Source organism: Piscinibacter gummiphilus (assembly GCF_032681285.1).
Classification (GTDB): domain Bacteria; phylum Pseudomonadota; class Gammaproteobacteria; order Burkholderiales; family Burkholderiaceae_C; genus Rhizobacter; species Rhizobacter gummiphilus_A.
The window spans coordinates 1,985,952-1,998,865 of the sequence record NZ_CP136336.1 but is presented as its reverse complement, the minus strand read 5'-3'; the positions used below and the strand labels follow the sequence as shown (position 1 = coordinate 1,998,865).

The 12,914-nt window shown below is 68.2% G+C and carries 10 protein-coding genes; 7 read left to right on the top strand and 3 right to left on the bottom strand.

Annotation, left to right across the window (positions count from 1 at the left end):
• The first annotated feature begins 98 nt into the window (after positions 1-98).
• Positions 99-1,730, top strand: coding sequence for a serine hydrolase (locus RXV79_RS09435; protein ID WP_316703174.1), 1,632 nt, complete (start codon positions 99-101; stop codon positions 1,728-1,730).
• A 51-nt stretch (positions 1,731-1,781) separates the two neighbouring features.
• On the top strand, positions 1,782-2,480 hold the full coding sequence (gene trmB / locus RXV79_RS09430) for a tRNA (guanosine(46)-N7)-methyltransferase TrmB (protein ID WP_316703173.1): 699 nt from the start codon (positions 1,782-1,784) through the stop codon (positions 2,478-2,480).
• On the opposite strand, the gene RXV79_RS09425 is transcribed toward trmB, so the two are convergent.
• Entirely contained in the window at positions 2,481-3,338 is an 858-nt protein-coding gene (locus tag RXV79_RS09425; RefSeq protein ID WP_316703172.1) for an undecaprenyl-diphosphate phosphatase, read from the bottom strand.
• Positions 3,339-3,524: 186 nt separating this feature from the next.
• Here RXV79_RS09425 and RXV79_RS09420 point away from each other — a divergent pair, with 186 nt between their 5' ends.
• From RXV79_RS09420 to RXV79_RS09400, 5 genes are read left to right on the top strand one after another with little or no spacing between them, the layout of a single operon-like run.
• A complete protein-coding gene (locus tag RXV79_RS09420) occupies positions 3,525-4,202 on the top strand; it encodes a TetR/AcrR family transcriptional regulator (RefSeq protein ID WP_316703171.1) in 678 nt (225 codons plus the stop codon).
• Positions 4,203-4,215: 13 nt separating this feature from the next.
• Positions 4,216-5,373 (top strand): efflux RND transporter periplasmic adaptor subunit, encoded by a 1,158-nt coding sequence (locus tag RXV79_RS09415; RefSeq protein ID WP_316703170.1) that lies wholly within the window; start codon positions 4,216-4,218, stop codon positions 5,371-5,373.
• A 12-nt stretch (positions 5,374-5,385) separates the two neighbouring features.
• On the top strand, positions 5,386-8,565 hold the full coding sequence (locus RXV79_RS09410) for an efflux RND transporter permease subunit (RefSeq protein WP_316703169.1): 3,180 nt from the start codon (positions 5,386-5,388) through the stop codon (positions 8,563-8,565).
• Positions 8,566-8,605: 40 nt separating this feature from the next.
• The gene (locus RXV79_RS09405) at positions 8,606-9,259 is read left to right on the top strand and encodes a protein-L-isoaspartate O-methyltransferase family protein (protein ID WP_316703168.1); all 654 of its coding nucleotides are present in this window, start codon (positions 8,606-8,608) and stop codon (positions 9,257-9,259) included.
• Positions 9,260-9,311: 52 nt separating this feature from the next.
• Positions 9,312-10,649: a TolC family outer membrane protein gene (locus RXV79_RS09400; RefSeq protein WP_316703167.1), complete on the top strand. Its 1,338-nt coding sequence runs from the start codon at positions 9,312-9,314 to the stop codon at positions 10,647-10,649.
• On the opposite strand, the gene RXV79_RS09395 is transcribed toward RXV79_RS09400, so the two are convergent.
• Positions 10,627-11,922 (bottom strand): 3-deoxy-D-manno-octulosonic acid transferase, encoded by a 1,296-nt coding sequence (locus RXV79_RS09395; RefSeq protein WP_316703166.1) that lies wholly within the window; start codon positions 11,920-11,922, stop codon positions 10,627-10,629. The two genes, RXV79_RS09400 and RXV79_RS09395, sit on opposite strands and share 23 nt — an antisense overlap.
• Before the next feature lie 2 nt (positions 11,923-11,924).
• Positions 11,925-12,896, bottom strand: a complete 972-nt coding sequence (gene waaC, locus RXV79_RS09390) for a lipopolysaccharide heptosyltransferase I (RefSeq protein ID WP_316703165.1) — start codon at positions 12,894-12,896, stop codon at positions 11,925-11,927.
• Between the last annotated feature and the right edge of the window lie 18 nt (positions 12,897-12,914).

Below are 12,914 nucleotides of genomic sequence, written 5' to 3'. Positions count from 1 at the left end.
TTTTCCACCGGAGAACGCGGCCTCGGGAAATCGATATTCGCTCTTTTTGCACGCCAGTTCATATTCGCGCCTCGGCAAAAAGCTTCAAAGGAGACACCGTGACCTTCCCCCTGAACCGGATGAACCGGCTGCTCTGCGGCCTGGGCCTCACCCTCTGCACCGCCGCCGCCCAGGCCGACGTGCTGCTCGACCAGACCTTCAGTGCCGGCCTTGGCGGCTTCACCTCCACCGGCAGCGTCAGCACCGGCAGCTACGGCGCGCGCATGACGGCATCGCTGCTGAGTGCGGACGGCGCCATCCGCTCCGCGCCCATCAGCACCGTGGGCTTCACCAACCTCACGCTGCAGTTCAGCCGCAGCTCCACCGGGCTCGACACCGGCGAGGCTGGCATCGTCGAGTTCTCGACCAACGGCAGCACCTACACCGTGCTCGAGTCGAGCAACAGCGCCTCGGGGGCCGCGACCTTCGCCCTCCCGACCACCGCCGCGGGGCAGGCCTCGCTCTACATCCGCTTCCGCGTGAACGCCAACAGCGCCACCGAGTCGTACACGGTCACCCACGCCCGCATCGAAGGCACGCGCACCGACACACCGCCGCCCACCGGCGGCCTGCGCGACCCCGGCACCGGCCCGTGGACCCTCGTCTCGGCCGCCAACGTCGCCGCCGAATGCAAGCTCGACCCCGCCGCGCTGCAATCGGCCAACCGCACGCTCGGCCTGTCATATGCCATCGTTCGCTACGGCAAGCTCTGCCACGAGTACTACCCGAGCGGGCGCGATTCGGTGAGCCAGGTCTACTCGACCACCAAGACGATGGGGGCGCTGACCATCGGCGCCCTGATCCACCAGACGAAGAACATCCCCGTCACCACCACGCGCAAGCGCGGGCCGCTCGGCGAGTTCCAGCGCATCGACCACTGGCTCGACAGCTTCACCTTCCAGCAGGCCTCGACCACGGCACACGTGCTGGGCATGGTGAGCGACGCATCGCCCAACCTCAACTACCCGAACCGCGAGTTCCAGTACGACACGGTCGGAAGCGACGCCATCAACCGCCTGAGCGACGTCATCAACACCGTGGTAGCGCAAGACACCACACGGCTGGGCAGCAACATCGGCGCCTTCTGGACGCGCTACCTCGCCCAGCCGCTGGGTTTCGAGAACTCCACCTGGGGCACCTCGTCGAGCAGCAAGAACTTCGCGACCAGCTGGCAGACGACCATCCGCGACATGGCACGTCTGGGCCTCCTGATGAACAACGGCGGCGTGTGGAACGGCCAGCGCCTGGTCGACGTGAACTACCTGCACAACCTCGCGCACACCTCGTTCGAAGACGCCAACACCCGCTACGGCTACCTCACCTGGCTGAACGAGGCCGACAGCTGCGCGCCCAAGCCGCAGTACCGCGCCTACCCGCACGGCCCGGTGTCGAACGCCCCGAGCTGTCTGCGCACCGCCGGCTGCCCCGCGCAGCAGTACGACGTGGGCGTGTTCTTCGCCGCGGGCCTCGGTGGCCAGTACATCATCGTGCACCGTGGCCTCGACATGGTGATCGTGGTGAAGGACTCCGGTGGCCAGTCGGGTGAAGAGCCCGGCCGCTTCTGGCAGGCCATCCGCCCGGCGGTGGTGGCACTCGACCCGACCTACCGTGGCAACAACACCGCCTTCTGCTCGGCCTACGGCGCAGGCAACTACGCCCCCGACCTGAAGCTGTGGGAAGGCGGCCTCTGAGCCTGCACGCGGTCGTCGCTTGAGGGGGCACGAGGCACAATGCGTGCCCCCATGAGCGACGACACCTCTTCTCCTTCATCTCCCCCGCGGCGCGGCATCAAGAGCTTCGTGGTCCGTGCCGGCCGCATGGGCACGGGCCAGATCCGCGCCCTCGAGACGCTCGGGCCGCGCTTCGTGCTGCCCTACGCGCCGCAGGTGCTCGACCCCGTGGCCACCTTCGGCCGCCAGGCGCCGCTCGTGGTGGAGATCGGCTTCGGCATGGGCCAGGCCACCGCGCAGATCGCGCAGGCCCTGCCCGGCACCGACTTCCTCGGCATCGAGGTCCACACGCCGGGCGTGGGCGCCCTGCTCAAGCTCATCGACGAGCAGCAGCTCGCCAACGTCCGCATCGTCCAGCACGATGCGGTGGAGGTGCTGGAGCACATGGTCGCGCCCGCCTCGCTGGCCGGCGTGCACGTCTTCTTCCCCGACCCGTGGCACAAGAAGAAGCACAACAAGCGCCGCCTGATCCAGGCGCCCTTCGTCGCGAAGCTCGTGACGCGGCTCGCACCGGGCGGCTACCTGCACTGTGCGACCGACTGGCAGCCTTACGCCGAGCAGATGCTGGAAGTGCTGTCCGCCGAGCCGGGGCTGCGCAACACCGCCGAGGGTTACGCGCCCAAGCCGGACTACCGGCCGCTCACCAAGTTCGAGAACCGTGGCCTCAAGCTCGGCCACGGCGTGTGGGACCTCGTCTTCCGGAAAGCTTGATCAGGCCGCCCAGGTGACGAGGCCGGTGTAGGCCGTCGCGAGCACGATCAGGCCGAACACGATGCGGTACCACGCGAAGACCGTGAAGTCGTGCGTCGACACGTACCGGATCAGCCAGCGGATGCACAGCAAGGCGCTGATGAACGCGAACACCGTGCCCACGAGAAACATCGGCAGGTCACCCCAGTGCAGGAGATCGCGCTGCTTCCACACCGAATACGCGCCCGCGGCCATCAGCGTGGGAATGCCGAGGTAGAAGCTGAACTCGGTGGCCGCCTTGCGCGAGAAGCCGAGCACGATGGAGCCGATGATCGTGGCGCCCGAGCGACTGGTGCCGGGAATCAGCGCGAGGCATTGCAGCAGGCCGACCTTCAGCGCGTCCAGCGCGGTCATCTCGTCGACCGTCTCCACCCGCGCCTGCCGCGTGCCTTCGGTGTCGCTCTCGCCATAGAGCCGTTTGTGGCGCCGCTCCACCCACAGGATGATCAGGCCACCCACGATGAAGGCGATGGCCACCGGCACCGGCTTGAAGAGGTGCTGCTTGATGACGCTGCCCAGCAGCAGGCCGAACACGGCCGCCGGCACGAACGCCACGATCACGTTGCGCGCAAAGCGCTGTGCCACCGGGTCGTGCGTGATGCCGACCACCGTGCGGCCGAGGCGCACGCGGTACTCCCAGATCACCGACAGCATGGCGCCGGTCTGGATGGCAATCTCGAACACCTTGACGGTGTCGCCGGTGAAGTCGAGCAGGGAGCCTGCAAGGATCAGGTGGCCGGTGCTGGAGATGGGCAGGAATTCCGTCAGGCCTTCGACGATGCCCATGATGGCTGCCTTCAGCAGCAGTACGACGTCCAAATGCGACCCCTCAAAAAAGACGCCGCATGATAGCGGCGCACTTTTGCCCTTGGATTGCGCGGGCCGCCCCACCCTGGCCCTTGCGGCCGATCAAGTCTTTGCAAAGCTTCACGGGCCTTTGGTTGACCCACCGCGTCTAAGGCAGATACATTAATGACTGGTTGGTCAGTATCTCAACCCCCCTTCATGTCCAAAACATCATCGGCCGCGCCCACGCGCCAGCGGCGCAAGGAAGCGCGCCCCCAGGAACTGCTCGACGCCGCGCTTGCGCTCTTCGTCGAAAAGGGATTCGCCGCCACACGCTCCGACGAAGTCGCGGTGCGCGCCGGTGTCTCCAAGGGCACGCTCTATCTCTATTACCCGAGCAAGGAAGAGCTGCTCAAGGCAGTGATCCAGCAAAACTACAGCGGCTTGATCGCCGAAGGCGCCGGCATCGTCGACAACTTCGAAGGCCCGACCGCCGAGTTGCTCGCCATGCTGATGCGCATGTGGTGGACGCGTGTGGGCAGTTCGCCGGCCGGCGGCATCCACAAGATCATGATGGCGGAGGTGCGCAACTTCCCCGAGATCGCGCAGTTCTACCGCGACGAGGTGATCCAGCCGTCATCCGAGCTGCTGATCCGCACGCTGCGCCGCGGCGTGGAGCGCGGCGAGTTCCGCCCCCTCCCCTATGAAGAGGCGATGCACGCGTTGATCGCGCCGCTGATCTTCATGTCGCTGCACAAGAATTCCTTCGGCGCGTGCCCGCTCGAAGGCATGGACTTCGACCCCGACCGGGTGATCGAGGTCCACATCGAGCTGATGCTCAACGGGCTGCTGACCAAGCCCGCCATCACCGCGAAGACGACAACAAAAGCATCCTGAGGGAAGACCTGTCATGACGAAGAGAAAGTTGAAGTGGGCGATCGGGGGGATCGTGCTGCTGCTGGTGCTGGGCCTGGTGGGCAGCCGGTTGAATGCAAAACGGCAGGCGCGTGTCGCCGCCGCTCAGCCGGCCAAGGTGGTGCAGAGCTATGACCTCGCACCGGCCGACCTCGTGGCCGCCGGCAACCAGGAACTCGTGCGCACGCTCGCCGTCTCGGGCGGCCTAAAGGCCGTCAACAGCGCCTTCATCAAGGCCAAGGTCGCCGCCGAAGTGAAGTCGCTCACCGTGCGCGAGGGCGACGCGGTCAAGGCCGGCCAGGTGCTCGGCCAGCTCGACACCTCCGAACTCACGCTGCGCGTGAGCCAGGCCGAGCAGACGGCCGCCTCGTCGCGCGCGCAGCTCGACATCGCCAAACGCGCGCTCGAGAACAACCGCGCCCTCGTGGCCCAGGGCTTCATCTCGCCCACGGGTCTCGAGACCTCGATCTCGAACGAAGCCTCTGCCCGGGCCAACTACGGCGCGGCGCAAGCGGCCGCAGACCTGGCCCGCAAGGCGCTCGCCGATGCGCAGCTCGTGGCGCCCATCTCGGGCACGGTGTCGCAGCGCCTGGTGCAGGTGGGCGAGCGTGTGTCCATCGACACCCGCCTCATCGAGGTCGTCGACCTGTCGCGCATCGAACTCGAAGCCGCCGTCACGCCCGAAGACGTGGCCGACGTGCGCGTAGGCCAGACCGCCCGGCTCGAGATCGACGGCTACCGCGAGCCCGTCGAAGCGACCGTGGCGCGCATCAACCCGAGCACCCAGGCGGGCACCCGCGCGGTGATGGTCTACCTGAGCGTCAAGCCGCACCCGGGGTTGCGCCAGGGGCTGTTTGCACGGGGCACGGTCGAGGTGCAGCGGCGCACTGCGCTCGTGGTGCCGGCCGGCGTGGTGCGCGTCGACCAGGCCCGCCCCTACGTGATGGCGATTGCCGAGGGCCGCATCGCCTACAAGCCGGTGACGGTCGGCGCACGTGGCGAGGCGGTGATCAACGGCACGCGCGAGAGCGTGGTCGAGATCACGCAGGGCCTGGCGGCCGGCACGCAGGTGCTCCGCGGCACCGTGGGCCAGTTGCGCGACGGCTCGCCCGTCAGCATCGCTTCGCCGGCTTCCGCAGCCGCCGCCCGCTGAAGGGCCGCCGCCATGTGGTTCACGCGCGTTTCCATCAGCAACCCGGTGATGGCCACGATGGTCATGCTGGCCTTCGTGGTGCTCGGTCTCTTCAGCGTGCAGCGGCTCGCGGTCGACCAGTTCCCGAACGTCGACTTCCCGACGGTCGTCGTCCAGATGGACTACCCCGGCGCCTCGCCCGAGATCGTCGAGGCCGAGATCAGCAAGAAGGTCGAAGAAGCGGTCAACACCATCGCCGGCATCAACGCCCTCTCGTCGCGCTCGTATGAGGGCACGTCGGTGGTGGTCGTCGAATTCAACCTCGACGTCGATGGCCGCAAGGCCGCCGACGATGTGCGAGAGAAGATCGCGCTGATCCGCCCCAACCTGCGCGACGAGGTGAAGGAGCCGCGCATCTTCCGCTTCGACCCGCAGAGCGCGCCGATCTTCAACGTGGCCGTGCTGGCACCGGAGGGCAAGAAGTCGCCGCAGGAGCTCACCACCTGGGCCACGCAGGTGCTGCAAAAGCGCCTGGAAAACGTGCGCGGCGTGGGCTCCGTCACGGTGGTGGGTGGCGTCAAGCGCCAGGTCAACCTCTACCTGCGCCCGGCCGCGCTCGAAGCAATGGGCGTGAGCGTCGACCAGGTGCTCGCCGCCGTGAAGAGCGAGAACCAGGAGCTGCCGATGGGCGCCCTGCAGTCGGCCGAGCAGGAGCGCGTGGTGCAGATCAACGCGCGTCTCAAGCGCCCGGAAGACTTCCGCGAGATCGTGGTGGCCCGCCGTGGCGGCAACGCGATCAAGCTCTGGCAGGTGGCCGACGTGGTCGACGGACCGCAGGAGATCGAGAGCCTCGCGCTCTACAACGGCCAGCGCACGGTGCTGCTGTCGGTGCAGAAGTCGCAGGGCGAGAACACCATCGCCGTGGTCGACGGCCTGCAGGCCGCCCTCAAGGACGTGGCCCCGCTCGTGCCGCCGGGCGTGAAGGTCGAGGTCAACCGTGACAACTCGCGCTCGATCCGCGTCTCGGTGGCCAACGTCACGCAGACGCTCATCGAAGGCGCGGCGCTCACGGTGCTCATCGTCTTCCTGTTCCTGAACTCGTGGCGCTCGACCGTCATCACGGGCCTGACGCTCCCGATCGCGCTGATCGGCACCTTCCTCTTCATGTATGCCTTCGGCTTCACGATCAACGGCATCACGATGATGGCGCTGAGCCTGTGCGTGGGCCTCCTGATCGACGATGCGATCGTGGTGCGCGAAAACATCGTGCGCCACGTGCAGCTGGGCAAGACCCCGATGCAGGCCGCGCTCGACGGCACCAACGAGATTGGCCTGGCCGTGCTCGCCACCACGCTGTCGATCGTGGCGGTGTTCCTGCCCATCGGCTTCATGGGCGGCATCGTCGGCAAGTTCTTCCACCAGTTCGGCATCACCATCGTCGCGGCGGTGCTGATCTCGATGTTCGTGAGCTTCACGCTCGACCCGATGCTCTCGAGCGTGTGGCACGACCCGCAGGCGCATGAGCACGGCCGCCGCGGCCCGCCGGTCACGCTGTACGACAAGACCATCGGCCGCGTCACCGCGGTGTTCGATCGCCTGACCGAGTGGCTGTCCGATGCCTACCAGCACATCCTCGGCTGGTCGCTCAGGCACAAGTTCAAGACGCTGCTGGTCGCACTCGCCACCTTCGTCGCGAGCTTCTTCGTGATCCCCATCCTCGGCGCCGAGTTCATCCCGAAGGCCGACTTCTCGGAGACGCAGCTCAACTTCTACACGCCGGTCGGCTCGTCGCTCGAGACCACCGAAGCCCGCGCCCGCCAGATCGACGCCGTGCTGCGCGAGATGCCCGAGGTGCGCCACACCGTGACCACCATCAACGGCGTGGGCGCGCCCGGCAAGATCTACGGGTCTGTCTACGTGCGCCTGGTCGACCGCAAGGACCGCACCCGCAGCGTCGACCAGCTCACTGCACCGCTGCGCGAGCGGCTCGCGCGCATACCCGGCGTCACCGTCACCAACATCGGCGTGACCGATCTCGGCGGCGGCAAGAGCCTGCAGTTCTCCATCCAGGGGCCCGACCTCGCGGAGCTGGAGCGGCTGTCGAACCTCATCATGCCCAAGCTGCGCGAGATCCCCGGCCTGGTGGACCTCGACAGCACGCTCAAGCCCAACAAACCCACCGTGTCGATCGACGTGAAGCGCGACGCCGCCGCCGACCTCGGTCTCAACGTCAACGCGCTGGCCGGCACGCTGCGCACGCTCGTGGCCGGCACCACCGCCGGCAACTGGCGCGCGCCCGACGGCGAGAACTACGACGTGAACGTGCGCGTCACGCCCGAAGCGCGCACCGATGTCACCGACCTGCTGCGCGTGCCCATCAACGTCACAGCTGCGGCCGACGGCTCGCCGCGCATCGTGCGCCTGTCGCAGGTGGCCGATGTGAAGCCCTCGACCGGCCTCAACCAGATCAACCGGCGCGACCTCAACCGCGAGATCAACGTCGATGCCAACGCCTATGGCCGAAGCTCGGGCGAGGTGTCGGCCGACATCCGCCGCGTGCTCGACAGCGTGGCCTGGCCGCCTGGCTACCGCTACAGCTTCGGTGGCTCGACGAAGAACATGAACGAGTCGTTCCAGTACGCCATCGGCGCGCTGGCGCTCGCCATCGTCTTCATCTACATGATCCTCGCGAGCCAGTTCAAGAGCTTCCTCCAGCCCATCGCGCTGATGGCGTCGCTGCCGCTCACGCTGATCGGCGTGGTGCTCACGCTGCTGGTCTTCGGCTCCACGCTCAACATGTTCAGCATCATCGGCATCGTGATGCTGATGGGCCTGGTGACGAAGAACGCCATCCTGCTGGTCGACTTCGCGATCCGCGCCCGCCAGGGCGAGCACGGCGACGCGCCGATGGGCCGCGAAGCCGCCCTGCTGCATGCGGCCGAAGTGCGGCTGCGCCCGATCCTCATGACCACGCTGGCGATGGTCTTCGGCATGGTGCCGCTCGCCTTCGCGCTCTCCGAAGGCTCGGAGCAGCGTGCGCCCATGGGGCAGGCGGTGATCGGCGGGGTCATCACCTCGTCGCTGCTCACGCTCGTCGTGGTGCCCGTCATCTACTGCTACCTCGACGACTTCTCCGCCTGGCTCAAGCGCAAGTTCGCCGGCCAGCCCGCCCCCGCTGCTGACATTGCGCCGCAACCCGCGGGCGGGAAATAGAATTTTTGGCTCACCCCATCTGTCTTAACGAGAACACGCCATGAACACCGAGCAAGCCCGCTTCAACATGATCGAACAGCAGATCCGCCCCTGGGACGTGCTGGACGCGAGCGTCCTGTCCCTGCTGGCCGTGGTCAAGCGCGAGGATTTCGTGCCCGCTGCCTACCGCAGCATGGCGTTCTTCGACACCGAGGTGCCCCTGCCGAACGGCCAGTGCATGCTGGCGCCCAAGATCGAAGCCCGCCTGCTGCAGGAGCTCGAAGTGCGCAAGCACGAGCGTGCGCTCGAGATCGGCGCCGGCTCCGGCCACATGGCCGCGCTGCTGGCGCACAAGGCGCGCCAGGTCGTCACGCTCGAGAGCGACCCGACGCTGGCCAGGCTCGCCTCCGAGAACCTGAAGCGCGCCTCAGTCACCAATGTGAGCGTGATGGAAGGCGACGGCAGCAAACGCCTGCCCACCGCTGGCCCGTTCGACGTGATCCTGCTCTCGGGCTCGGTGGCGTCGATCCCGCAGAACCTGCTCAACGAGCTCAAGGTCGGCGGCCGCCTCGCCGCCATCGTCGGCCAGGAGCCGGTGATGAACGCCGTGCTCGTGACCCGCGTGGGCGAGAACGAGTTCAAGAGCGTAAACCTCTTCGACACCGTGGCCCAGCGCCTCGTGGGCTTCGACGAGCCTTCGCGGTTTCACTTCTAAACCGCACTTCTGATCTTTCTTTCGAACGCAGTACAACCCCAAGGACCGTTCCATGTCCCCTGCCTTCACGCCACGCCGGCTCGCCCTGGCGGCTGCCTTCGCGCTCGGCGCGCTCTCCACGGCCCATGCGCAATCGCTGCAGGAGCTGTACGACACCGCCCGAGGCTACGACGCAACCTATCTCGCGGCGCGAGCGCTGGCGGATTCGACGGTGTACAAGGCAGAGGGGGTCCATTCGCTGCGCAGGCCGAATGTGGGCGCGACGGTGGGCTATGCCCGCACCACCAACGAAACGCCGGCAACCGAGAGCGAAAACCGCGGGCCCACCGCGGCACTCAACGCCAAGCAGACGCTATTCAATCGGGCCAACGACGCCACCATCTCGCAAGCCGACCTCGGCGTCGAGGCCGCCAGGGCCGACCTCGCGCTCGCCGAGCAGGATCTGATCGTTCGCGTGGCCAACGCCTACTTCGACGTGCTGGGGGCACAAGACGCACTCACCACCGCCAGGGCCAGCACCAAGGCCATCTCGGAGCAGCTCGCCTCGGCCAAGCGCAACTTCGAGGTGGGCACCGCCACCATCACCGACACCCGCGAAGCGCAGGCGCGCTACGACCTGGCCACGGCGCAGGAGCTGGCGGCCGAGAACGACCTGCTCAACAAGCGCATCGCGCTCGACCAGCTCGTAGGGCGCAGCAACGTGGAGCCCAAGCCGCTGGCCACGCCGGTGGTGCTGCCGCCGGTGATGCCGGCCGACGTGAATTCCTGGGTCTCGCTGGCTGAAGGCGGCCCCGGCGTTCGCAAGGCGCAGGTCGGCTACGAAGTGGCGCAACTCGAAACCAGCAAGGCACGCGCCGGCCACCTGCCCACGGTCGATCTCAGCGGCAGCTATGGCCAGGGCCGCGCCACCGGTTTCTCGAAGCAGGGCTCGCTGCCAGTCAACCGCTACAACGGTGACACCAACCAGTCCAGCATCGGCGTGACGGTCAACATCCCTCTCTTCGCCGGCTTCGCCATCCAGAACCGGGTGAAGGAAACCCTGCTACTCGAAGAGCAGTCGCGCAACAACCTCGACGCGGCCCGCCGCTCGGCCAACCAGGCCGCCCGCCAGGCCTACTACGGCTCCGAGTCGCTGCAGGCCCGCGTACGAGCGCTCGAAGCCGCGGAGACGTCCAGCCAGGTGGCGCTCGACGCCACGCAGCTCGGCTACAAGGTGGGCGTGCGGGTGAACCTCGACGTGCTCAACGCGCAAACGCAGCTCTACAGCACCCGCCGCGACCTGGCGCGTGCGCGCTACGACGTGCTGGTGAACACCCTGCGCCTCAAGCAGGCCGCCGGGCAGCTTTCGCCGGCCGATGTGGCCGCGATCAACCAGCTGCTGGTGAAGTAACCGAGGCACTGTCCGGCAGCAGCGCGGAGATCTTTTCCGCCATGCGCTCGGCAGCGCCGCGATGCTGCGTGGCGAAGGCCACGGCCCGCTCGGCGGACTGGCCCCGCCCCGCATCGCCGGCCATCGCTACCGCTTGCGCCACACCCTCGCCCATGTCGGCCACCCGCCGCGACGCGCCGGCCGCCAGCGACAGCGTGGCCGCCTCGGCGAAGTTGAAGGTGTGCGGGCCCATCACGACGGGGCAGCCGCAGGCGGCCGCCTCGATCAGGTTCTGCCCGCCGAGCGGCGCGAAGCTGCCGCCGAGCAGCGCCACGTCGCTCATGCCGTAGTAGAGCGGCATCTCGCCCATGCTGTCGCCCAGCCAGACGTCGGCCGGCCACGCCCCCTCGCCAGGCTCTGCCTGCCAGCTGCTGCGCCGCGCGACCGAGAGCCCTTGTGCCGCGACGAGCGCCGCCACCTCGTCGAAACGCTGGGGGTGCCGCGGCACGATGAGCAGCAGTGGCCGCTGCGCCGAAGGCAGCGCGGCCCAGGCGGCCAGCAGCAGCGCCTCCTCGCCTTCGCGCGTGGCCGCGGCCATCACGACCGGGCGCCCCAGCCGCGCACGCCACGCACGTCCACGTGCGATGAGCGCCGGGTCGGGCGTCATGTCGAACTTCAGGTTGCCGCAGACAACGACCTCGCGCACGCCGGAATCGCGCAGCCGTGTGGCGTCGTCTTCCGTCTGCGCGAGCGCCATGCGCAGCGTGGCCGCTGCCGGGTACATCACCGACGACAGGCGCTGGCCCTGGCGGTGGCTCTTGGCGCTCAGGCGCGCATTGGCCAGCACCATCGGCACACCCGCCGCATGGGCCGCATGCAGCAGGTTGGGCCAGATCTCGGTTTCCATCAGCACGCCGGCCACCGGCTTGAACTGTTTGAAGAAGCGGTCGACGACACCCGGCGTGTCATAGGGCAACCAGGCCTGCACGTCGCCCTCGCGAAGCAAAGCCTTGCCTGCCTCGCGGCCGGTGGCGGTGCTGTGGGTGAGCAGCAGGCGCAGTTGCGGGTGGCGCAGGCGCAGCGCATCCACCAGCGCCGCGGCGGCGCGCGTCTCGCCGAGCGACACCGCATGCACCCACAACGCACCGGCCTGCGCCGCGCCCTGATAGGCGCCCAATCGCTCGCCGATCGCATGGCGGTACAGCGGCTCGGCGCGCCCACGCAACCACAGGCGCAGCACATAGGCCGGCTTGAGCAGGCGCAACAGGTTGGAATAGAGGTGCCGCGCGAACATGCTCAGCCGCGCTTGGCGCGACGCACCACCTGCCACGTGGCCCAAACGAGGTCGACCTCGGGCGTGGGCTCGCGCTCCAGCGCCGCCTGGTGATGGTGGCCGTGGGCCGCGAGCGGCCCGGTGCGCCAGGCGGTCGGGAAGTTGTAGAGCTGCACGTGCGGCAGGTTGAGCGCCACCGCGATGTGGCTCAGGCCGCTGTCGACGCCGATCACGCCCTGCGCGGCCCCCAGCCGGTCGACCAGCGCATCGAGCGACATCTGCGGCCACACGCTCGCCTGCGGCCCGATCGCGCGGGCGATGCGTTCGGCGCGCGCCAGCTCCACCGGGCCCGCATGCGGCAGCGCCACCGCCACGCCCGAGGCGACCATGCGCTGCCCGAGCTCCACCCAGCATTCCTCGGGCCACAGCTTGTCGTCGCGAGAGGTGCCGTGCACGAACACCACCGTCGGCTGCGCCAGCGGTTCGGCATGCGACAGCAGGCCGAAGTACGGCGAGCCGCTCACCTGGTAGTTGAGCGCCCGCGCCGCGAGTTCACGCGAGCGGTCGAGCGCGTGGATGCGCGGCGTGATCTCGATGGTCTGGTCGATCAGCCAACGCACCGGCCACTCGTAGCCCGAGCCCTCGGTCTTGTTGGCGAGGCCGAAGCTTGGCCCCTGCGCCATGCGCGCGACGAGGGCCGACTTGGTGAGGCCTTGCAGGTCGATCACCGCGTCGTAGCGCTCGGCGGTGAGCTTGCGCTTGAACTCGCGCCACTCGGCGCGCACTGCGCTTGTCCACCAGCGCTTGCGCCAGCGGCGCTGGGCGCACTCGATCACCTCGCCGATGCCCTGCACGCGGCGCACGAGCGGCGCGAAGGCCGGCTCGACCACCCAGTCGATGCGCGCCCCGCTGTAGACGCTGCGGATGTCGTGCACCACCGGCATGGCGTGCACCACGTCCCCCAGCGACGACAACTTGACGATCAGGACACGCAAGGGGGCGGGTACAACTGA

Excerpts from the sequence above, each read along its gene's own strand:
- trmB (WP_316703173.1), top strand. The coding sequence starts at position 1,782 with ATGAGCGACGACACCTCTTCTCCTTCATCTCCCCCGCGGCGCGGCATC.
- RXV79_RS09415 (WP_316703170.1), top strand. The coding sequence starts at position 4,216 with ATGACGAAGAGAAAGTTGAAGTGGGCGATCGGGGGGATCGTGCTGCTG.
- RXV79_RS09395 (WP_316703166.1), bottom strand. The coding sequence starts at position 11,922 with ATGTTCGCGCGGCACCTCTATTCCAACCTGTTGCGCCTGCTCAAGCCG.
- RXV79_RS09400 (WP_316703167.1), top strand. The coding sequence starts at position 9,312 with ATGTCCCCTGCCTTCACGCCACGCCGGCTCGCCCTGGCGGCTGCCTTC.
- RXV79_RS09410 (WP_316703169.1), top strand. The coding sequence starts at position 5,386 with ATGTGGTTCACGCGCGTTTCCATCAGCAACCCGGTGATGGCCACGATG.
- RXV79_RS09420 (WP_316703171.1), top strand. The coding sequence starts at position 3,525 with ATGTCCAAAACATCATCGGCCGCGCCCACGCGCCAGCGGCGCAAGGAA.
- RXV79_RS09405 (WP_316703168.1), top strand. The coding sequence starts at position 8,606 with ATGAACACCGAGCAAGCCCGCTTCAACATGATCGAACAGCAGATCCGC.